General features: G+C 57.1%; 21 protein-coding genes and 1 tRNA gene. 13 read left to right on the top strand and 9 right to left on the bottom strand.

Annotated features, from left to right (window positions below; genetic code table 11):
* On the top strand, nucleotides 1-906 hold a 906-nt coding region (locus H6G62_RS21930), incomplete at its 5' end, for a transposase (protein WP_190499142.1).
* Between the two features lie 33 nt (nucleotides 907-939).
* Here H6G62_RS21930 and H6G62_RS21925 read toward each other — a convergent pair.
* Nucleotides 940-1116: a hypothetical protein gene (locus tag H6G62_RS21925; protein ID WP_190499152.1), complete on the bottom strand. Its 177-nt coding sequence runs from the start codon at nucleotides 1114-1116 to the stop codon at nucleotides 940-942.
* Between the two features lie 681 nt (nucleotides 1117-1797).
* Here H6G62_RS21925 and H6G62_RS21920 point away from each other — a divergent pair.
* From H6G62_RS21920 to H6G62_RS21910, 3 genes are all read left to right on the top strand, one after another.
* The gene (locus tag H6G62_RS21920) at nucleotides 1798-3387 is read left to right on the top strand and encodes a DUF3370 domain-containing protein (RefSeq protein WP_199325175.1); all 1590 of its coding nucleotides are present in this window, start codon (nucleotides 1798-1800) and stop codon (nucleotides 3385-3387) included.
* Nucleotides 3388-3499: 112 nt separating this feature from the next.
* The gene (locus H6G62_RS21915; protein ID WP_190499138.1) at nucleotides 3500-3967 is read left to right on the top strand and encodes a hypothetical protein; all 468 of its coding nucleotides are present in this window, start codon (nucleotides 3500-3502) and stop codon (nucleotides 3965-3967) included.
* A gap of 228 nt (nucleotides 3968-4195) precedes the next feature.
* Nucleotides 4196-4507 carry a metal-sensitive transcriptional regulator gene (locus tag H6G62_RS21910; RefSeq protein WP_347239402.1) on the top strand — a complete coding sequence of 104 codons (312 nt, stop codon included), beginning with the start codon at nucleotides 4196-4198 and terminating at the stop codon, nucleotides 4505-4507.
* A gap of 108 nt (nucleotides 4508-4615) precedes the next feature.
* Here the strand turns inward: H6G62_RS21910 and H6G62_RS21905 are convergent, their stop codons facing one another.
* From H6G62_RS21905 to fmt, 3 genes are all read right to left on the bottom strand, one after another.
* Complete coding sequence (locus H6G62_RS21905) at nucleotides 4616-4810, bottom strand: hypothetical protein (protein WP_190499136.1); 195 nt, start codon at nucleotides 4808-4810, stop codon at nucleotides 4616-4618.
* Nucleotides 4811-5195: 385 nt separating this feature from the next.
* A complete protein-coding gene (gene codB, locus H6G62_RS21900; protein ID WP_190499134.1) occupies nucleotides 5196-6488 on the bottom strand; it encodes a cytosine permease in 1293 nt (430 codons plus the stop codon).
* Nucleotides 6489-6618: 130 nt separating this feature from the next.
* Entirely contained in the window at nucleotides 6619-7620 is a 1002-nt protein-coding gene (gene fmt, locus H6G62_RS21895) for a methionyl-tRNA formyltransferase (protein WP_190499132.1), read from the bottom strand.
* Between the two features lie 105 nt (nucleotides 7621-7725).
* Between fmt and H6G62_RS21890 the strand changes: the two genes are divergently transcribed.
* The gene (locus H6G62_RS21890) at nucleotides 7726-8013 is read left to right on the top strand and encodes a hypothetical protein (protein ID WP_190499130.1); all 288 of its coding nucleotides are present in this window, start codon (nucleotides 7726-7728) and stop codon (nucleotides 8011-8013) included.
* 26 nt (nucleotides 8014-8039) lie between these two features.
* Here H6G62_RS21890 and H6G62_RS21885 read toward each other — a convergent pair whose 3' ends face one another.
* Nucleotides 8040-9176, bottom strand: a complete 1137-nt coding sequence (locus H6G62_RS21885) for an OmpA family protein (protein ID WP_190499128.1) — start codon at nucleotides 9174-9176, stop codon at nucleotides 8040-8042.
* 252 nt (nucleotides 9177-9428) lie between these two features.
* Between H6G62_RS21885 and H6G62_RS21880 the strand changes: the two genes are divergently transcribed.
* From H6G62_RS21880 to H6G62_RS21860, 5 genes are all read left to right on the top strand, one after another.
* Nucleotides 9429-9500 (top strand) — tRNA-Thr (locus H6G62_RS21880).
* A 662-nt stretch (nucleotides 9501-10162) separates the two neighbouring features.
* Nucleotides 10163-10834, top strand: a complete 672-nt coding sequence (locus H6G62_RS28680; RefSeq protein WP_190499126.1) for a helix-turn-helix domain-containing protein — start codon at nucleotides 10163-10165, stop codon at nucleotides 10832-10834.
* Entirely contained in the window at nucleotides 10728-11060 is a 333-nt protein-coding gene (locus tag H6G62_RS21870; protein WP_347239401.1) for a transposase, read from the top strand. The genes H6G62_RS28680 and H6G62_RS21870 overlap by 107 nt, the downstream gene beginning before the upstream one ends.
* A gap of 212 nt (nucleotides 11061-11272) precedes the next feature.
* The gene (locus H6G62_RS21865; RefSeq protein WP_190499124.1) at nucleotides 11273-11632 is read left to right on the top strand and encodes a SlyX family protein; all 360 of its coding nucleotides are present in this window, start codon (nucleotides 11273-11275) and stop codon (nucleotides 11630-11632) included.
* On the top strand, nucleotides 11629-12801 hold the full coding sequence (locus tag H6G62_RS21860) for an IS66 family transposase (protein WP_347239400.1): 1173 nt from the start codon (nucleotides 11629-11631) through the stop codon (nucleotides 12799-12801). The genes H6G62_RS21865 and H6G62_RS21860 overlap by 4 nt, the downstream gene beginning before the upstream one ends.
* 567 nt (nucleotides 12802-13368) lie before the next feature.
* Here H6G62_RS21860 and H6G62_RS21850 read toward each other — a convergent pair.
* Nucleotides 13369-13536: a hypothetical protein gene (locus H6G62_RS21850; RefSeq protein WP_190499120.1), complete on the bottom strand. Its 168-nt coding sequence runs from the start codon at nucleotides 13534-13536 to the stop codon at nucleotides 13369-13371.
* 193 nt (nucleotides 13537-13729) lie between these two features.
* Between H6G62_RS21850 and H6G62_RS21845 the strand changes: the two genes are divergently transcribed.
* Nucleotides 13730-15322: an NYN domain-containing protein gene (locus H6G62_RS21845; RefSeq protein ID WP_190499119.1), complete on the top strand. Its 1593-nt coding sequence runs from the start codon at nucleotides 13730-13732 to the stop codon at nucleotides 15320-15322.
* Nucleotides 15323-15717: 395 nt separating this feature from the next.
* Here the strand turns inward: H6G62_RS21845 and H6G62_RS21840 are convergent, their stop codons facing one another.
* Nucleotides 15718-16068: a hypothetical protein gene (locus H6G62_RS21840; protein ID WP_190499117.1), complete on the bottom strand. Its 351-nt coding sequence runs from the start codon at nucleotides 16066-16068 to the stop codon at nucleotides 15718-15720.
* Between the two features lie 167 nt (nucleotides 16069-16235).
* Between H6G62_RS21840 and H6G62_RS21835 the strand changes: the two genes are divergently transcribed.
* Both H6G62_RS21835 and H6G62_RS21830 read left to right on the top strand, forming a co-directional pair.
* Nucleotides 16236-16634 carry a DUF1622 domain-containing protein gene (locus H6G62_RS21835; protein WP_242052215.1) on the top strand — a complete coding sequence of 133 codons (399 nt, stop codon included), beginning with the start codon at nucleotides 16236-16238 and terminating at the stop codon, nucleotides 16632-16634.
* A 101-nt stretch (nucleotides 16635-16735) separates the two neighbouring features.
* Nucleotides 16736-17164 carry a peptidylprolyl isomerase gene (locus H6G62_RS21830; protein ID WP_190499115.1) on the top strand — a complete coding sequence of 143 codons (429 nt, stop codon included), beginning with the start codon at nucleotides 16736-16738 and terminating at the stop codon, nucleotides 17162-17164.
* 514 nt (nucleotides 17165-17678) lie between these two features.
* On the opposite strand, the gene groL is transcribed toward H6G62_RS21830, so the two are convergent.
* Together groL and groES are read right to left on the bottom strand one after the other, a co-directional pair.
* Nucleotides 17679-19313 carry a chaperonin GroEL gene (gene groL / locus H6G62_RS21825; protein WP_190499113.1) on the bottom strand — a complete coding sequence of 545 codons (1635 nt, stop codon included), beginning with the start codon at nucleotides 19311-19313 and terminating at the stop codon, nucleotides 17679-17681.
* A gap of 120 nt (nucleotides 19314-19433) precedes the next feature.
* Complete coding sequence (gene groES, locus H6G62_RS21820) at nucleotides 19434-19745, bottom strand: co-chaperone GroES (protein ID WP_190499111.1); 312 nt, start codon at nucleotides 19743-19745, stop codon at nucleotides 19434-19436.
* Nucleotides 19746-20134 lie beyond the last annotated feature (389 nt).

Genomic DNA, 20134 nt, shown 5'->3' with positions numbered 1-20134 from the left:
TTACCGTTTTTAACCGTACTCGCGCCGTCAGAGCGCTACAACCACAGCCAAGGGCGACGGCACAAAGCGTTAACGGACTGGGCTAGACAAATGCTGGTTCAAGTCCGGCGCTGGCTGGGCCATCGGCCCATGGTGGTGGTGGCCGACAGTAGCTTCGCGGCGCTAGACTTTTTGGCCTCAGTGAGTCATCTGCCCAATCCGGTTCACATCGTCACTCGACTGCGCTTAGATGCGGCCCTTTATGAACCCGCTCCGCCCCGGGACGCCCACACCATCGGTCGTCCCCGCAAAGTCGGGCAACGCTTACCCACCCTAAAAACTCGCTTAGAGGATTCCACCACCCGCTGGCAGTCCCTGACCCTGGAGGGTTGGTATGGTCAGCAAACCTACACCTTAGAATGGGTTTCCCAAACAGCGGTGTGGTACCACACTGGACTTCCCCCCGTCCCCATTCGTTGGGTCTTAGTCCGGGACCCGCTATCCAAGTTGGAGCCTCAGGCCTTTCTCTGTACGGATCTGGAGGCCACACCCGCCCAAATCTTGCTCTGGTTTCGGCAACGCTGGCAAGTCGAAGTCACCTTCCAGGAGGTGCGGGCTCATTTGGGTGTCGAAACCCAGCGACAGTGGTCTGACTTCGCGATCCAACGCACGACGCCTGCCCTATTGGCCCTGTTCTCGCTGGTCGTGCTCCTCACCCAGCGCCTGCACCCCAACTTTATCTTCCCCCTCCCTCATACCGCCTGGTACACGAAGCCTTGCCCGACCTTCGCGGATGCCTTGGCCTTCGTCCGTCGCTATCTATGGGCCTCTCGGCTTTTTCAGACATCGCAAGATGACCTTGAGTACGTTAAAGTCCCGCGCCCTATCTTCGACATCTGGGCCGAGTTACTTTGCCATGCTGCCTAATTGGATAAAGTCGAGCTCAGTCTCCTCGCCGGACTAAATTTCGCTGTAAATTTCAATTCGTTGGGCAAAGGGTTCACCATCGAAGGGTTGTACACCAATGGCAGGATAGTTATCGTCACTGGGGCCAAAAATCCGGGCAATGGGATCGACAAAATACTGAGTTAACCCGTCAAGCGCAGAGCCAAAAAACGAAAGCATGGAGCGTTTCATGGGCGTCACCTTATCCGGTTTACAACGGCTCAAGATCAATGGCACCAAAGGCAAAACCTATGCCAAGAGCCCTAACACCAGGATCTATCAGCTTTCCATCCGAAGAGAATCCCAGCGAAGCATGGATAGAATTTGGTGGATTCTATGGCGACGATTCAACCTTTGTGAAAATCAGGTACCATCAGGGTTTCCCTAACACTTTTATCCTACGAGATCGGTTGCGCTGGATTGAGCCTGGGTGACTAATCTTCACAGATCTATCCCGTCCTGCTCCCAAGGAAATCCCTAGGGCGGTTCTCTGATGGGTGATGCACAACTGATGGGCCCATGAACTAGGGGGTTCAGTCCCTGGTCTGTGTCATATTTTTCCTGAAATCTGCTATGACTCTTGTACCAATATACTGCCATGACTCCTGTTTGCCCTCACGCTTACCCCACCAGAGGCTCGGCTGTCCAGCCCCTTGCGGGGTTGAATTGTTGAGATATCCTTCAATTTCTGGCCATAGAGCATGAAATGAGTATGGCCGCAGGATGGTATCTTGGATCAGGCTAAAACTGGTCTCGTTCCAGTCGGCATTCGGGGGTAGGTCTACCAAGCGAGGTTGGCCCCGCTGGGGAAAGCCTTATATGTGTTAATTTTTCGTAGTTTTTGCGATTGCCATGCTAAGCGCACTTGTTGCCTTGACGCTTTCACCAGTTCTTGCCCAGGTTCCCCAAACTGAGGTCGCGGCTCCGAACCCTACGGAAACCGTGGTTCTCTCCCGCGATGGCACCTATGCAGAGGTGATTCGGCGGCAGGAGGTGCGGCCTCTTCCCGGTGGTCTCGATGACGTTCCGGTCTTCAATAGCAACAGTCCTGAGGTGGTGCAGCAGGAGGGCATTTTGCTCTCGACCTTTCCCCAGGAGGGTATGGCCACCCCAGCCGCCCACCTCAACTACGCCTTCAATGGCCGCTTCGATATTTTTGCCCACCACATTGCCCGTGGTTTGAATGCTGATGATCGGCGCACCTTGTTTTTGGGCGTCGTGGTCTACAACCCCGGCAGTGAGCCCGTTACGGTCACCATCGACCAAGGGGTAAGCTACCTCAGCCAGGAAGCCCCCTTCATTCAGTTGCCCGATATGCGGCTGAGCACCAACGGCAACGTGTTTGCAGGCCCAGGCAGCCGCACGGCGACGGATATGCTGCGCGGAGCCACCCAGCCCCATTGGCCCCGCTCCATCACCATTCCCCCCGGTCATGTGCATCTGTTGATGAACACGCCGATCCCGCTGCGCCAACTGACGGTGCCCGCCAACGGTAGCCATCCCCAAGGGGCCATCATCCCCAAACCCCAGGTGCGTCCGGTGACGGTGGCCGCTGCTGAGGCTCAGATTTTGGGCGAAAACGGCGAAGTTTTACCGCCTCCCCCTGTCGTTGATCGCCCCATTCCAAGCAATGGCCGCACCGCCATGATGTATTTGACCAGCGATGGCCCGGTGCATGTGGCCAGTCTGGCCAAGTATGCCGACCGCACCGCCTCCGGCGATGAAAAGGTGCCTACTCTAAGCGATTGGATCCGAATTCTTAAGCAGGGGCGGTTAGCGGGGCCAAGGGACATTCCCCCCTCAGATCCCTCTACCTTCCGCAGTGGTCGTTTTTACTATGGTCGCGTGGCCGGGGTAGCCAAGGGGTCGGTCTGGCGGGCCAACCTCACGGACAACGCCGACTCTGAGGTGCTGACGGTACCTGCGCCAGGGAACTCCGTCTCCTACGTGATCAGTTCGGTGGATCGCAATACCTTTGGTACAGGGCAAATTCAAAGTGCGCCCATGGTGGCTCGGTACCCCGATACCGCCTTTCGCTCCCACGGCAACTACGGCGTCCGCTATAGCCTCAACTTGCCCCTGCAAAACAATATGGACACCACCCAAACGGTGACCCTCAAGTTCCAGACGCCCTTGCAAGACGATAACTTGGTGGCTGGGTTGCGCTTCCGTCGTCCCCCCGAAGACCGGATTTTCTTCCGGGGTACGGTGCGCCTACGGTTTAGAAATCAGATCGGCCTTGATCAAACCCACGACGTTCACCTCGTTCAGCGCCGTGGCCAAGAGGGAGAATCCCTGCTGCGGCTCACCCTTCCCCCCAACACCCGTCGGGAGGTAGCGATTGATCTGATCTATCCCGCCGATGCCACCCCACCCCAGGTGCTCACGGTGTTTAATGGCATCCTTAACCCCGTCTACGACGCCGCGACCCCGTCACCTCCCGCCCTCAGCCAAGACTTATAGGTCAGATGTCCAGGCGTAACATCACCATCCGCCCCCCGGTGAATCGGCGGGCAGGATGAAGGGGGTAGCGCTATATTGGCTAAAGACATCAAGGCCCACGGCGGGGGGAAGCATGACCATGATAAAAAACATCGCCCATTGGTTTGGTGGGCCACCTGGAACGGATAAGTTTCAGCGCTCCTATCTTTGGGGTGGGCTAGTTCTGACGGCTCTGCTCATGGTGGGATGCGGGAATAATCCGTCGTTGCCTGTCAGTTCTGCCGTAGACAACGGTAGCCTTGAGGTCGCCGCTGCTACCCCGGAGGCATCTCTGGCACAGCACCTTGCCGCCACAGGTAGCGCCATGTATGGAGCCTACTGGTGTCCCCACTGTGCCGATCAAAAAGCAATGTTTGGCGATGCCATTGGCCAGGTACCCTACGTGGAATGTGCCGCCGATGGGGAAAATGCCCAGCCCGATCTCTGTAGTGCCAAGGGCATCCAAGCCTATCCTACCTGGGAAATTAATGGCCAACTCTACCCTGGGGTGAAATCCCTAGAGGACTTGGCCCAACTATCGGGCTTTCAACCCGCTCCTTAATCTGATCCCTCCCTTGCTCCATAATCGCCACCCGTTTCCCTGGGTATGGGCGGTGACGGAGTTTCTGGGTAGCCTGTCCCTAGATTGCTAGGGCTAACCCTATTCCTCGGCTGTTGTTTCGCTCCTTCCTGAATCCCCTTGCACGATCCCATCTCTCCTATCCCGGCCCATGGTCATTCCGAATTCCATGACCATGGCATCCCCCATCACCCTGATGGCTGCTCCACGGTGGATCAGCCGAGCGATAGCCATCGGGCCGTGCATCCCCATGTCCACGACCCTGAATCTCTTCGGCGTATTGTCAACCGCCTGTCGCGGATTGAGGGCCATATTCGGGGCATCAAAACCATGGTGCAAGAAAGCCGCCCTTGCCCTGATGTGTTGGTGCAAATTGCAGCGGTGCGAGGGGCACTAGATCGGGTGGCCCGTGTGATTTTGGATGAACACCTGACGGAATGCATTAGCCGTGCCGCTGAAGTCGGCAATATTGACGAGGAAATTGCTGAACTGAAGGCGGCGCTGGATCGGTTTTTGCCGTAGGCGAGTTTGGAGTTGCGGGTACTCCAAACTCGGCCTGTACCGGGAATGGCGTTGAGGCGAGATGGGTGGCGACGGTGTTCGACCTTGGCCTGCCCTTGATCCATTCGTCTAGGGTAAAAAGCCAGACTGCCTCACCTCTTCTACGCCGTTGAGGCTGGTGCTATCGGCGACCGCTTGGCCAAAGTGAACTAAGTCCATCGCGGAAAAGTCCATGCGCCATAGCAATACGCCAAACAGCAGCCAGAAGCTGGCACTAAAGGCCATACAAGACGCTTGATACAGGTGGTGGTGGTGACTTTTCATGGTGAACTCCAGACGCAATCGTTGAATCAGGGAACTTAAGGGTTTGAATATCAGTACACTCATTTTTTTCTAAGTAAATACCGATATTTTTCAAAACCATTTTCTATGTGATTCCCTATACTCGACTCACGGATACTCCCCGGAAAAATCCCCGTAGTTCACGGTGAACTTTCGTAACGTTCAATCCGCTGAATTACGGGCTAGGGTGTCTAGGTCTAAACCCTTTATCCAGAAAGAATTACAGCCGTTTGGGGTCTTTGTGCTGGTCTAATTTATGCCCTAAAAAAGCCCCCTAGACGCCGATTTTGCCGTGCCCAGGGGGTATTGCCTACTGGTAAATACGGAGGTTTTGGAAACGCCTTCTAAGCAATTCTCTCCGTGTTGATCAACGTGTATTAGAACTCGGCCAAAGTTTGCTCAGCAGCACGTAGAGTACTGCCGCTGAAACGATGCCATTGAGGGGGACAATCCCCCAGGACATCTGGTTAGACCCGTAGGCAATCCCCGAAGCCAGGAGGTAAGCAAGAATACCGGGCCAATGGAAGGCGGGCTGAGGGGTTTCTAGATCAGGGAATTGGCCTCGGCGGTGAATCCAGTAGTCGGCCATAATGATGCCGCCAATGGGAGGAATGAAGGTGCCCAGCAAAATGAGATAGTTGACCAGCATGGCATAGATGCCGCCCCAGGCCATAAACAGCGCCAGGGTGGCCCCGCCCAGCACAAACAGAGTGCGCTTATTGGTGCGGAACATATTCGATCCGGCGATGGAAAAGGCGTAGATGGTGTTGTCTTGGGTCGTCCACATATTGAGGAAGAACAGGATGAGCCCGCCGACCAATAGCCCCTGCTGGGCCATCACCTGCACGATGTCTGGTTCACCGTAGACCTTGGCGCAGAAGGCTCCAGAGAAAATCAAAAAACCGTTGCCGAGAAAGAAGGCGATCAGCGTGGCGATAAACCCCATTTTGCCGTTGTGAGCAAAGCGGCTCCAGTTGGTGGCCTGGGTGCCCCCAGAGACAAAGGTGCCCACAATGATGGTGATGGCGACGCTGAGGGGCAGGGGATCGGCAATGTCTAGGGCTTGCAGTCCGGCAAAACCGCCTACATCCCCGGCTGCGATGGAGAGGCTCAGGGCCATCAGCACCACCATGGCCGGAACCGCCAGACGACTGAGCCAATCCATGGCCGTGTAGCCAAAGTAGGCGGTGGAGCAAAAGGCGTAGGTAAAGAACAGAATAATCAGCCCGTTCCAGGATTCCGGTACTCCGGCTAGGCTGTTTAGCAATTCAGCCATGAGGGCAGACCCCCAGGCATACCAGCCAATTTGGGTAAAGCCCAGGATGAAATCTACCCAGCGAGACCCCACATTGCCAAAGCTAAACCGAGCCATCAAGACCGTAGTGAGCCCGGTTTCGCCAGCAATGTAGCCCAGTAGGGCCGCATAAAGACCCAGAATTAGGTTGCCAATGATGATCAGGCCCACCAGGTTGGGCCAAAACTGGAACGATGGCCCAATGATTCCCCCGGCAAACAGGGTGCCGGAATAGAGGGTAAACCCCGCTAGGATGGGCGCGAGGGAAATCAAGGGGCGGCGGGCGGAAACGGGAACGGGACTGAGGGGATAGTCCTCATTGCCCTTGTGGGGCTGGGTGACTGGGGGTTCGGTGGTGGTGGTCATGGCAAAAGGGGAGAACGTGTTGACGGAATTGTAAAGACCACCTTAAGCCAGAAAAGTGTTCTCCATGACAGTCGCCATCGCGCCAGTCCCCTTTGCTTTGTAGTGTTGACCACCCATACCTTCTGGACGACTAAACCAACGCTTCCCCAAGGGTTAGGCGGCTACCATTGACGAAATCTTGCCCCCGCTGGGCTTTTTTGCCGCTGGGTTTGACCTCGCGCAACAGCAACAGCCCGTCTCCGGTTTGCACGAGGGGGCCGTGCCCCTTCAGTAGCCCTACGATCTCACCGGGATGGGGAGATTCTAGGTTAGAGGCCAGGGCGTCTAGGGTAGGCCGCAGTTGGGCCAAGTCGGCGGGCAATTGTGACCAATAGGGATCGCCCAAGGGGGCCGTGGCCAACACCTTGAGGGGCTGATCGCGCAGGGTGGTTTCAGCATTGGGATAGAACCCCCGCACTCGGTTGTGCAGATTCAGGGCCGACTGGCTCCAGTCCAGCCGATAGTCTTCTTTTTGGATCAGCGGCGCATAGGTGGCGAGGGTGTCGTCTTGGGGTTCGGGGGTGAGGCGGTGGGCGGCGAGGCCGTGGAGGGTGTCTACCAGCAGATCCGCGCATTGGTTGGCTAGGGCAGCAGCAACGTCGTAGAAATTATCCAACAGGCCAATGGGCAGGTGGGATTTCAGCAGCATCGCCCCTGTATCCATGCCGATGTCCATGTGCATAGTGGTCATGCCTGTTTCCGTGGCTCCGTGGACGATGCACCACTGAATTGGGGCGGCTCCTCGATAGGCGGGCAACAGCGACCCGTGACCGTTGATGCAACCTAGGCGGGGCATGTCCAAAATGCGTTGGGATAGGAGTTGCCCATAGGCCACCACCACAAAGGCATCGGCCCCCAGGGATTCTAGGGCACTAAGACAGGGCTCGTCTTTTTTGATGCGACGCGGTTGTAGAATCGGACAGCCCGCCTCCAACGCCGCCTGCTTCACGGGGGAAGCGTCCACCTGGCTCCCCCGTCCCCGGCGTTTATCCGGCTGGGTGACCACGGCCACCACCTCAAAATCGGGATCCGCCAGCAGCCGTTTCAGGCTGGGCACGGCAAAATGGGGCGTCCCCAAAAAGACGATTCGCATCGCGGCTTTCAATCCTTCGCTGTTCAGCCCTTATCCTAAACCGTGATGGGTGTCCCTCGGTTGAGAGGGCCACGTTTAGCATCCCGTCGGAGTCCCAATGAATCTATGACGTTTCTCGCCTTTTTTCTGCCCCTGTTTATGTTCTATGCCCTGTTGATGGTCTCGCTTGTCGCGGGTCTAGTGAGCTGTGTTGGAGCGTTCCTAAGCCGTCGCCGCCGCCGCTGGGTGTTGATGGCTAGCCTACTGGCCATTGTGGCTGGGACGGGCCTAAATATTCACTATCAATCAATTCTGTGGGCAGCAGCGGAGGGCGCTCTGTGGTTCACCCTATTGAGCCTAGCCCCCATGCCGTTGGGGATCGTGGGTCTAGGACGCTGGTTGCTGCAACGATAGAACAACGCTGTGATCCACGGGGCGACCTAGGGACGGATAATACCGATCTCAATGCGCTGATTTCGGGCTTCGGTGCCGGGGGCATCGCCGACGGACTTAGGCCGGGTTTTGCCATAACCCACGGTTAGCCAGCGACTATTCGTGTCCTCCAGTTGAGCCGCAAGGTAGGCTTGAACGGCGAGGGATTGCTGAAAGGTCAGCGTTCGGGCCTCCTCGGCACTGAGATCGCCATCGGTGTGGCTACCCACCAGGAAGGTGACCGCCCCGAAGCGGCGCAGGTCGGGCACGATAGCATCGAGCAGTTGCTTTCCGGTGGGGGTGAGGAGGCTGCTACCGGGTTCAAACAGCAGGGCACTGGGTAGCCCGATTCGGTCACTGACCAAGGGAAAGGGCGGTTCGGGATAGGGGGCAGCGGCACGGCGACCGAGTCCATCGTTGACGGGTTGGGTCGCCTCAGTAGCGGTTTCTTCCCCATCGCCGGAGCGGATCTCCGCCTCTTCGTCCGCGACGGTGGCAGCATCTTCGGTGGCTTCTGGGCTGGGTGGATCGGCTAAGTCTGGGTCAGCGGACACTTGTTGGGCAACCTGTTGCAGACGCTCCGAGAGATCCCCCGTGCCGGGTTGTCCCGTTTGTTGTTCTAACTCCGCCAGTCGGGTTTCCAAGCTAGCCAATTCCTGCTGAAGGGTCACCACCTCCTGAGTCAGGGGCGATGGGGTAGGAGTCGTCTCCCCTGGGGTAGCAGGTTGGGCGGTAGCAGCATTGGGATCCTGGACGGTATCGATCCCCGGAACTATCGCAGGATCAGACCCCTGCCACCACTGGGGCAGTTGGCGTACCTTGCGTACCACCTGGCTAGTTTGGCGCATCACCCGCTCCTGTATCGGCGGGTTGGGGTTGCGAGAGGGCCATACCTGGGCCACCAACAGACCCGCGATCCAGCCGATGCCGATGCTCATCCCCAAAATCAGCATCCGTACCACCAGCGTCCACAGCCGCTGAATCAAACCAGGGGAGGGCGGTGCTGGCGGCGGCGGGGTTGGCATCGGACTTTCCTTGGCTGCCGAAGCACTGGGAGACGGAGCCACCGAATCAGGTACAGAGGTGGAGGAAGGCTTGGCGGGATCGAGGGAATCGGTCATACCACGGATATGGGGATGCAGCATGAAACAGCTTAGCAAATGCCTTCCCAGAATTTTCCTGGATTCACGATAGGGGGCACTGGACGGCTACCGTAGGATGTTTTCTAGCCGCCTTGCCATTAGTGGCGACAGGCACTGGGCAGGGCGCATGACTTACCCCTCAAGAAATGAGTCTCGACATTCTCACCCTGAGTATACCCTGACCCTAAATTCCGGTGGAAAAGAGCCATCCGCAGACGGCCTACCCTGTTATACTAATTGACTGTGAGTTCCTATGCCGATGTGGCTCAGTGGTAGAGCACTCGATTCGTAATCGAGCGGTCGCGGGTTCAAATCCCGCCATCGGCTTCCCTTGTATATCAAGGGTTTCAAGCCCCTTGGGGACTGTCACCAATGCCCCTGACTTCGTGCCGTGTCACCAATCTGTCACCAATGTTTTAACCCATGGGGGTAAGTAGCGTCAATCTATAAACGGTTGTAATCCTGACTTAGAGCTACTTTCAGGGTGTTCTATGGCCCTAGGCACGGTTTCCGCTACGCTCTCACCTCTATCGGCCTAGGGTGTCTATGCTTTCAGCCCGTCTAGGATGCCCCTAGAACAGAAATTACCCCTTGCAGGTATCAGCCACCTAAACAAGGGGTAATCGGCCTAGGATTGTCACTCCGTAGCCACACAGGCCACGTTACGGTTTCTCGTTTGCCGTAACCACGGCTAACCCATAGGGTCAGGGATGGCCTAACCGGACATAGAAGCTAGTAGCGTCCCTAGGGGGTTTTAGGGGTCATCTTCTTTTAATTATTCTTTTAATTATTTCCCGGTTGGACCCTTGGAATTAAAAGAAAGATTAAAAGAACGGGGGGTAAAGAACCCCCTAGGCAAGACACACTGGGCTAGGGGTGACCATCACCCCTGGCTGTCGCATCGTGATACTGGCTGTCGCATCGTGGCTGATACCAATCCGACATGAAGTTGAGCATAATAGGGGATGACGTTCGAGAGGGTAGAGAGGATGGCCCGCCCCTTTGTGCTTGAGATTGCCGAGAGTGAAACCTTTCTGGAGAAAAGCCTGAAGCAGGCGAAAACGGGGTTCCGCAAAGAGCGGTTGCAGATGCTGTGGTGGATTAAGACGAAGCAAATCCGGTATCGGCAGGAGATAGGTGAGCGGTTGGGGCGCAGCCCTGCGATGATAAGCCGCTGGCTGTTGTTGTACCGTCAAGGGGGCTTAGCCGCACTGCTGGAGGAAAAGAAAGCGCCCGGAGCGGTGCCCCAGATTCGGGGGGAGGTGCTGGAGAAACTGAAACACCGTCTCGCGTCGGAAGAGGGCTTTCGAAGTTATGGGGCGATTGTGGTGTGGTTGGAGCAGGAGTGTGGTCTGAGCCTGCACTACGAGACAGTACGACAGTTTGTGCGCAACAAACTACAAGCCAAACTCAAGGTGCCCCGTCCCCGGAGCGTAAAGCCGTCTCCAGAGGCGATAGAGACGTTTTTTAAAAAACCTCAGCCTCGCTCTGATGGCCCTGCCATCGATGCTGAACCTGCCCACGATTCGGTATCTGGTGCAGGACGAAAGTCGGATTGGGCGCAAAACCGAGACGGGGCGAGGGATCACCGCCAAGGGTGTCAAACCCATCGCCAAGGTGGATTGGCCTCGGGAAGCCTTCTGGCTCTATGGGGTGGTTGACCCGGTGAGTGGATGGCACTGGAGCCAAACCCACCCCCATCTGAATCAGACCCATTTCCAGCAATTCCTCGATGACCTCTCCCGGGCCCTCGGCGACTCGGTGGTGGTGATGCAACTCGACCGAGCGCCCGTCCATCGAGCCAAGGCCATCCAGTGGCCTGAAAATATCATTCCCCTCTTCCAACCGCCCCATTGTCCCGAACTCAACCCCATAGAACGCTTCTGACAGCACCTCAAAGCCACCTGGAAAGGCGAGAACTTCCCCTCCCTCAACGCGCTTCAACAGCGGGTGGATGAGGAACTCGCCCGTCTAACCCCGGCGCAAGTGCAGCCCATCACGGGGTATGACTTCATTCTCGATGCCCTACTCCAAGCGGAATTCCAGAAAGCAGCCTGAATTGTGCTCAGCTTCATTTTGTATTGGTATAAGCTGATGCTATGAGTTTTGACGACCCCTCTGAGCTTAAGATTGGTGGCATCCGGCTTCCTGGAGGGGCCTGGGAGGCGACCCCTGCTAGTGTGCAGGGGTTAGTGGCGACCCTGTTAGCAACCATCGCCCAACAGCAGGAACAGTTAGACCATCTAAACAAGCAAGTTATGGCGATGAGCGAGCGCCTGGCTCATCTGGAAGAGCAGGTGCGCCAAAGTTCACAGAATTCATCGCGACCGCCGTCGAGCGAAGGCTTTGGCCAAGGGAAGCGGCCCCAACGGCAGGGGGGAAAAGGGCGACGGGGGGCCAACCGGGCCATGAGGGTCAGTCGCGAGACTTGTACCCGATTGAGGCTTGCGCCGAGGTGATAGACCATGTTCCATCGGTCTGCCGAGGGTGCGGAGTGCCGCTGACGGGAGAGGATCGTGCGCCCTATCGGCATCAGATTGTGGACTTGCCGCCGATAGAGCCGATCGTCATCGAGCACCGCCTGCATCAGTTGGGCTGTGAGCATTGCGGCACGCTGACGTGTAGTGTGTTGCCGGAAGGGGTGACTCGGCGGGGCTACGGGGAACGGTTGAGTGCGCTGGTGGCGTTATTGAGTGGCGGCTATCGACAAAGCCATCGGCAGGTGCAAACCTTGTTAGCGGCCCTGGCGGGCATTCAGATTTCGACCGACAGTATCAACCGCTTGCGTCAGGAGATGAGCGACGCGCTGGCTATCCCCGTGGCGCAAGCCCTGGGATATGTCCAGCAGTCCGGGGTGCTCCACAGCGACGAAACTAGCTTCACTCAGGGCAATGGAGATGGGGCCAATGAGTCCAGCAAACGGGCCTGGATTTGGGTGCTGGTGACCCCTCTGGTGAGTGTGTTTGCGGTGTGGCTCAGTCGCTCTCAAGCGGTGGCCAAGACCTTGATGGGGGAAACCTACGACGGCATCGTGGTCTCTGACCGCTACAGCGGCTATGGTTGGCTCCCCGTGACGCAGCGCCAAGTCTGTTGGGCGCATTTGAAACGAGATTTTACCCGTATCGCCGAACGGAGTGGGGTGTCTCAAGCGATAGGCGAAGGCTGGCTGGCAGCAGAGAAAACGCTGTTTCACCTCTGGTACCAGGTGCGAGACGGCACCCTCACCCACGACGCCTTTCGTCAGGCGGTTCAACCCATCCAGGCGGAGGTCAACCGATGGCTTCAGGAGGCCGCCAGTTACGACATTGGCCCCCAGGAAAAGACCCCACTGGCCAAAACCGTGCGCACCTGCCGACAGATCCTGGCCATTGAACCGGCCCTATGGACGTTTGTCGATAGGGTCGGCGTTGAACCCACCAACAATGCGGCAGAACGCGCCTTGCGGCCCGCCGTGATTTGGCGGCGCACCAGTTTTGGCGCTCAATCCCAGGTGGGCAGTGAGTTTGTCGCCCGTATGTTGACGGTAGTCACCTCCTTGCAGGCCCAACAGCGCGATGGGTTGGACTTCTTGACCCAGGCCATTCAGGCCGAACGCTTGGGGCACGAGCACCCTAATCTACGGCCTTAACCCTCGGCTGAGGATAAAACCCCTTTGGCGGCGTAGCCCCCTGAATCTTTACATCAGTCACTTCACAGAAGTAAAGGTCTTCCCGGCTCCGGTGGGCAAGGCCAGAATCCCGCTCCCTGTTTTGCCTGAATTAGATCGAAAGGTCTTGTTTAACGCCGCAAAGGATTCAATCTGGTGCTGAAAAGGAGATGGTAGTGCATTAATCTACGGGTCAGAGAAAAAACAGCCAAAAACAGCAATCTACTGCCGTAAGGTCTCTAGGGTCGCCTGATTATTCTCTAGCCTGTACGAAATAGGACTACCAAGGAGATTTAGGAGAGCTTTTAGCCCGTTGTTCTCTCAATTTTTCTAGATCGAGCGACACGTATCCCATGGGTATACTCCAAGAGAGTTCAGAGATGGCCGCACTCAGCTACGGTCGTTCAGCAGCCAGTATCCCTACGATGCTATCAAACTTTCTAGTTGAGGCTAGGAAAATTCGCAGAAAATTAAGGATGTCTTATTTTCGGCTAGATTTATCTCTACTTTGAGCCTCGATCCCATGCCTTTTGAGGAATATCAACAGGGTTAGTTGCCATCGGCGGCGTTGATGGCAACTCCATCCCTGCGGCTACCCCCCGGTTGTACGATGGCACAAATACCAGCGGCGGCGCGGACGAAATTATCGAAGAGGAAGAAGTCCTCGCTGGCCAAGATGGCGTCCTGGGCTTTAGCGCCTGCCTGGGTGGGTGACAAGGCTGATGGATCCGACCTAGCTCTTTAATCTGCATCGATACTGAGGTCGATACCGAGGCTGAATAAAAACACGGCGAAACGCTCTGCCCCTGGCAAAAGTAGGTAGCCTAGGGAAAAGATCGCCACCGTCTCCATGGGAAATGCAACGCAGACTGGGTGTCGTTCTTCGTCGCGCTATTTCTAACCTTTGCCCATGACCTCTCTGCCCGCCGTGCCCAGGCTAGACCAATGTGATACCATCGCCCGCCTGATCCATACGACGGCCACCGCCGTGTATCGGCAGCATCCCCAGTTGTTGAGCGAAACGGGGCGGCAATGGCTGCGGTCGGGGGCGGCGGAGGTGCAAGCCGCACAACTGGCGGCACAGTTGGCCCACCAGACCAATGCAGACACCTTGCGACGGACGGTTGAGGAGGTGTTGGCTCAGATCTTTGTGCCCACCTTTCAAACCACCAAAGCCCACGGACAGGTGCTTCAGCGGGTGCAGCGTATTTTGACGACCGATCCACCTCCGGTCGCCCCCGCCAGCCCGGTTTCAACGCCTTCGCCGGAACCTCAGCCCGTCGCCCAAATCCAGCCCAGTCCTCAGTCCGAACCCCAGCCCGACCCGTTCCCCCCCGTTGCGGCTCCAGCTTCTCCGCCTCCCCCGCCAGCGGATCTCTCCCTTAGCGCCGCAGCCAAGGCCCCGCCAGAGGTTGCCCCATCTGTCTCTACCGTTACCCCCGCCGCCTCGTTTCAGATCGATCCAAACGCGCCCTGGTCGGGTCTGCTGTTGGTGGATGCGGAAAATATGCACCCCCCCGCCGCCCTAGAGGCCCATCTCCAAGCCCTGGCCCAATACCCTATTCGCTATCGACTGGCCTTTGGCAACTGGCGCACCCTGGGCAACCGCGACCAGGAATTCTATCGGCGGGGCTACCAAATGATCCACGTTCCCTCCCGCAAAAACAGCGCCGACATCAAAATGTCCTTGGATGCGTCGTTGATTTCTTTACACCATCCCTCCATCCGCGAAGTGTTTATTTGTTCGGCGGATACTGACCTGCTGCACCTGGGCCATACGCTGTTGCGTCAGGGGATGATTCCCTACCAGGTCAGCCACGACTCGCAGGGGTTTAAGGTCTTCAACCTGGCGACCCAAACCCAGCAGCGTCTTTCCCTGCCAACGGCCATCCCAGGGAAGATCGCCCCCGGCATCGCCCAACCGTCCAGCCCCGACCCCACCCCCCATGTGCCCTCTTCCCTCACCCAAATGAAAAGCTGGCTGAGGATCTTAATTCTGCAAGAGCAGCAGGCCCATCCCAACCAACCCGTTACCATTGGCCGATTGGGAGCCCTATTTCGGGAGCGCAACCACATCTCCCCGAACCAAGTGCTACAAACCTACGGCGATGTGACGACCCTCAAGCAATTGCTGGAAGCCGATCCTAGCTTTGTGCTCACCCCCCTCGATGCCACCAACGTTCAAGTGGCCCTCCACGCTCCTACTCTGGAGCGTCCCCTCAGCGTTGGTCCGACTCCCTTCCCTGGCCCCATCACCAATGTCCAAACCTTAGAGCAGGCGGTGCTGGCCGTTCTCGCGGGCCTCGTTACACAACCGGGGGGCACGGTGTCGCTCACCGTCCTAGGCAGTGCCTTTGCCCAGGTTTATCAACAGCCCATGAGCCAAGCGCTGAAGCAAATCGGCGAACCCAAAAAACTCCCCACATTTTTGGCCAAGTGCTCCTCCCTACGGCTGGAACGCAAGGGCGAAAATTGGTATGTCGGGCTTGCCATCCCAGGGTAGTAGACTTGTTGCGAAATAGCTGAAAAGTAGACAACTACAAGCATTGCCCATGGGTTCCTTCCCCGCCCTCGGTTAAGCGGCTATCAGATAAAAGTTCCAGAGCCCCGATGCGGTCAGCATCGACCGGTCATCGAATTTTTGCTCATCGGTGAGGTGTCCCCCCTTCGGTTTCTTGTGGGGAATCTCGACGTTGGCGTACCCGTTTTGCAGCCCCTGAAAGCCCAAGTCACCCTGGATCTTAACCGCATTGGGAATCCACTCGGCCCATCCTTCAGCATTGAGGATACCTTGGTCATAGGCCTTGCCGGGAAGAGGCGGTGCTAAGGACGAGAATCTGACGGTTGGGGGCCACCCCAGTCAGGTGAGTGCAGGTATGACGCTTCCTTTAACCGGAGTCATCGTGAGTTCTCTTCTGGGGAGACTTTGCCGAAGTGGTAGCTGGTGTGGGCACCGTTGGGATAAAGGAAGGTGCAGACGACAGAAACATCCGGGTTGTAGCGGATAATCATGTCTTGGAGCGGGGTTTGCTTCCAATCTGAGAGAATATCGTCAATGCGGCTGAGGGGGCGATACTTTATCTGCCAGTCTTCCAGGGCTAGGGACGGGTTTTCCAACTGGCGCAGGACGATGACGGTACCCTTCTCGCCGAAAGCCTGGTAGCCTTGGTCGCACACCTGGCAGATTTTCAGGGCGTTGGCTTCTAGGGTGGCAATTTGCTGATCGGGGGTTTCCATCGGTGCGGGCATAGGACAACCTTGACAATGCGGGGTCTACGGCCTTTCAGCGTATCAAATCCTGGGGGGCAGGGCGGGATCTTGAACATCAATCATCCCAGCCCAGATCTATGGGCTGAGGCGTGTGGTAAGAGTAGCCCATCGCGTTAAACCCATGGCACAAGGACGGAGGTGAAGTCATGCTGATGGAAGCCCTAGAGCGTGGGCTAGAGCAGGTGGTGATGATGACCACCTTTGTACTAGAGGCGATTTCGGTGCTGTGTATTGTGGTCGGTCTAGTTAAAACGGCGCGGCTGTGGGGCGTGCTGCGGCGACAATCCTATGGGCAAGGGTTTCCCTTTAACCAAGTGCGGCTAGCCTTTGGCAGTTGGTTGGCCCTGGCGCTGGAATTTCAACTGGGGGCGGATATTTTGGGGACGACGGTGGCTCCAACGGTGCAAGACTTGGCGCGGCTGGGCATGATTGCCGTCATTCGGACGTTTTTGAACTACTTTTTGGGCAAGGAAATGGAAATGGAACTGGCCCTAGATCGTGAACGCATCACCCAGGAACAACTGCGCCAGGGGTCGGCAGGATGACCGTGAACCAAACCTTATAAAAATCCTCAGATTTCCCCCAACGGGTCGAACCTTCGCTAGCTTAGGTGGGCACGCCCTAGTCAAGTTTGAAGGACTTTGCCATGACCCAGGCCAAATCCGGCGACATCGTTGCCATTCACTACACCGGGAAGCTCGAAGATGGCACCGTGTTCGATTCCTCCCGCGACCGTGACCCGCTGGAGTTTGCTCTGGGCCGTGGCCAGGTGATTCCCGGCTTTGAGTCGGCGGTGATGGGCATGAGCCTAGGAGAATCGAAAACCGAAGTCATCTCCTCCGAGCAAGCCTATGGCCCTTACCGCGACGAAATGGTGATGGTGGTGGATCGTCAGCAGATTCCCGCTGATATTCCCTTGGAGGTGGGCATTCAGCTTCAGTTGCAGGGGCCAGATGGGCAAGCCGTTCCTGTCCTGGTGTCAGATCTATCTGAAAGCGACGTTACCCTGGATGCCAACCATCCCCTCGCCGGAGAAACGTTGATTTTCGATATTGAACTCGTTGGCATTCAGTAGCCTAAAATCCTAGCTCCTTCCCAAGTTGCGTGGTTCCTGGGTTGATATTAGGATCCTTAGTACGGAGACAACCCGTAAAGCGCCTGGTCGAACTTGATAGAGCGAAGGGCCAGATCGCCGACGACGGCCCTACCCATGAAGGGACTGGGTCGCCTTGTCCTGCGAACGGGGCACATCTGCTAGGGGATAATACCAAATCCGGCTTGTTTGCTCCCGATATCAGCGGGCGAGGAGACCCCGCCCCTAAGGTTTGCTGGGCTGGGAATCGGGGTTATGCGATTAGGATTTGGTATTAGGATTTGGTATAACGTGATCCGTGCCGATCCCAAGGGCAAACAATCCCCGACCTAATGGCCTCCTAGGGAGGCAGGTCAGGGATTGTTGTGAGTTTTGGCCTAGGCTTTGGCCCTCGCCCCCAGTCCCTCTCCCCACAGGAGAGGAAATCTGTAGGGGCAGGGTCTCCCGGCCCTACCAAACCGGGGGAATCAGCCAGGGTTTCGCTGAGTCATCGACCTTAGTAGTCGAAGTCGCCGCCCATGCCCGCGCCCGCGCCCGCCGCCGCAGCCTTGGGTTCGGGCTTATCGACCACGATGCACTCGGTGGTCAGCACCATGGAGGCGATGGAAGCCGCATTTTGCAGCCCGGAGCGAGTCACCTTGGCGGGGTCAACGATGCCAGCCTCAAACATATCGACAAAGCGATTGTTGGCGGCGTCGTAGCCGATGTTGAAGTCTTTTTCCTTCACCTGCTCAACGATCACGGCACCGTTGAAGCCTGCGTTTTCGGCAATCCGGCTGAGGGGAGCGGTCAGGGCACGGGTGACGATCTGGGCACCCAGCAACTCTTCACCGCTGAGGTTCGCCTTGGCCCATTCCTCTAGTTGGGGGGCCAGGTGAGCCAGGGTGGTGCCGCCACCGGGGACGATGCCCTCTTCTACAGCGGCCTTGGTAGCGTTGATGGCGTCTTCCAGGCGCAGCTTGCGATCCTTCATTTCGGTCTCGGTGGCCGCACCCACTTTGATTACCGCCACACCGCCAGAGAGCTTAGCCAAACGCTCTTGCAGCTTCTCTTTGTCGTAGCTGGATTCGGTTTCTTCGATCTGGCGACGAATCTGCTCGCAGCGGGCCTTTACAGAGGACTCGTTACCTTCAGCGACAATGGTGGTGGTGTCCTTGGTGATGGTGATGCGGCGGGCGCTGCCCAGCATATCAACTTTGACATTGTCGAGCTTGAGACCCGTGTCTTCGCTGATTACCTGACCGCCCGTCAGCACGGCGATGTCTTCCAGCATGGCCTTCCGACGGTCGCCAAACCCAGGAGCCTTGACAGCGGCCACGTTCAGCACACCGCGCATCCGGTTCACCACCAGGGTGGCCAGGGCTTCTTTCTCGATGTCTTCGGCGATGATCATCAGGGGCTTGCCGGAACGGGCCACCTGCTCTAGCACGGGCACCAGGTCTTGCACCAGGGTGATTTTCTTGTCGGTCAGCAGGATGTAGGGGTCTTCCAGCACCGCTTCCATCCGCTCGGTGTCGGTGACGAAGTAGGGGGAGAGGTAGCCCTTGTCGAAGCGCATCCCTTCGGTGACCTCCAGTTCGGTGGTCATGGATTTGCCTTCTTCCAGGGAGATGACGCCCTCGCGGCCCACCTTATCCATGGCATCGGCGATCATTTGACCCACTTCGTCATCGTTCCCGGCGGAGATAGCCCCCACCTGGGCGATGGACTTGGAATCTTCTACAGGGCGGGCGTGCTCGGCAATGCGATCCACCAGGTAAGCGGTGGCCTTGTCGATGCCGCGCTTGAGGGAAATGGCGTTGGCCCCAGCGGCCACGTTGCGTAGGCCTTCCTTCACAATGGCGTGGCCCAGCACGGTAGCGGTGGTGGTGCCATCCCCAGCGGCGTCGTTGGTCTTAGACGCAGCCTGACGCAGCAGGGAAACAGCGGTATTTTCGATGTGGTCTTCTAGCTCAATTTCCTTGGCGATGGTGATACCGTCGTTGATGATTTGGGGTGCGCCAAACTTCTTCTCTAGCACCACATTGCGACCCTTGGGGCCAAGGGTAACGGCCACGGCCTCGGCCAGCATATCAAAACCGCGCTCTAGGGCACGACGGGCATCTTCGTTGTAGGTGATGGTTTTAGCCATAAGAAAAACTATCCTCCCAACAAGGTGAATTTGTTGAAACTAACTGCGTTTGGTTGAAGAAAGGTTTGATCGGTAATTGCTCCGAGGAATGGTGGGCACCGCCCACCCTACGGGAGAGATTTAGCCTAGAGCGGCGAGGATGTCGGACTCGCGCAGGAGCACGTAGTCGTCGCTGCCGAGTTTGATGTCGGTGCCCGCGTACTTGGAGTAGAGCACCTTGTCGCCCACCTTCACTTCGATGGCCTGGTAGCTGCCGTCATCGTTGCGCTTGCCGAGGCCAACTTGAATCACTTCGCCAACTTGGGGCTTTTCCTTGGCGGTGTCGGGCAGCAAAATGCCCCCAGCGGTCTTTTCTTCGGCTTCGCTCACCTTCACCAGGATGCGGTCTCCCAGGGGCTTCACGGTGGACGCATTTAGGGTAATTGCGGCCATAACATTCCTCCATTCACTAACGATATAAAAGGTCGGAAATTCGCAATCTCCAAGGGCCAGCCTGCAAGGGTAGGACACAGGTCTATACCCCTGAAATGCTAAATTTCCTGGAAGGGTGCCTTAGTTTTTAGCACTCTCGCCACCTGAGTGCTAATTTATCCGGCCATCCCCGCTTCGACAATTCTCTGCCAGGTGTGGTTTGCCGAACTTTCCCTCTCCAGGGCAAGCCTCGATGCACTCATTAAACCTTATCGGAAATTGAGTGAGTAGAGTCAATAGCAAGAACAGCGACCAGGTAGAACCCATGAAAATGACCTATGCCGAGTTGCGGACGAAGTCTCGGATGCTATGCCGTTTGACCGGACTGACGGGACAAGAGTTTGAGGCGT

The sequence above is a fragment of the Phormidium sp. FACHB-1136 genome (assembly GCF_014697375.1).
Lineage (GTDB): Bacteria > Cyanobacteriota > Cyanobacteriia > Phormidesmidales > Phormidesmidaceae > Nodosilinea.
Note: the sequence above shows the minus strand (reverse complement) of the source record. Positions and strands in the feature narration are given on the sequence as shown.

Coding starts and splice junctions, on each gene's coding strand:
- groL (WP_190499113.1), bottom strand. CDS start 19,313: ATGGCTAAAACCATCACCTACAACGAAGATGCCCGTCGTGCCCTAGAG.
- H6G62_RS21845 (WP_190499119.1), top strand. CDS start 13,730: ATGACCTCTCTGCCCGCCGTGCCCAGGCTAGACCAATGTGATACCATC.
- codB (WP_190499134.1), bottom strand. CDS start 6,488: ATGACCACCACCACCGAACCCCCAGTCACCCAGCCCCACAAGGGCAAT.
- groES (WP_190499111.1), bottom strand. CDS start 19,745: ATGGCCGCAATTACCCTAAATGCGTCCACCGTGAAGCCCCTGGGAGAC.
- H6G62_RS21915 (WP_190499138.1), top strand. CDS start 3,500: ATGACCATGATAAAAAACATCGCCCATTGGTTTGGTGGGCCACCTGGA.
- H6G62_RS21890 (WP_190499130.1), top strand. CDS start 7,726: ATGACGTTTCTCGCCTTTTTTCTGCCCCTGTTTATGTTCTATGCCCTG.
- H6G62_RS21830 (WP_190499115.1), top strand. CDS start 16,736: ATGACCCAGGCCAAATCCGGCGACATCGTTGCCATTCACTACACCGGG.
- fmt (WP_190499132.1), bottom strand. CDS start 7,620: ATGCGAATCGTCTTTTTGGGGACGCCCCATTTTGCCGTGCCCAGCCTG.
- H6G62_RS21905 (WP_190499136.1), bottom strand. CDS start 4,810: ATGAAAAGTCACCACCACCACCTGTATCAAGCGTCTTGTATGGCCTTT.
- H6G62_RS21885 (WP_190499128.1), bottom strand. CDS start 9,176: ATGCTGCATCCCCATATCCGTGGTATGACCGATTCCCTCGATCCCGCC.
- H6G62_RS28680 (WP_190499126.1), top strand. CDS start 10,163: ATGGCCCGCCCCTTTGTGCTTGAGATTGCCGAGAGTGAAACCTTTCTG.
- H6G62_RS21925 (WP_190499152.1), bottom strand. CDS start 1,116: ATGAAACGCTCCATGCTTTCGTTTTTTGGCTCTGCGCTTGACGGGTTA.
- H6G62_RS21865 (WP_190499124.1), top strand. CDS start 11,273: ATGAGTTTTGACGACCCCTCTGAGCTTAAGATTGGTGGCATCCGGCTT.
- H6G62_RS21840 (WP_190499117.1), bottom strand. CDS start 16,068: ATGCCCGCACCGATGGAAACCCCCGATCAGCAAATTGCCACCCTAGAA.
- H6G62_RS21835 (WP_242052215.1), top strand. CDS start 16,236: ATGCTGATGGAAGCCCTAGAGCGTGGGCTAGAGCAGGTGGTGATGATG.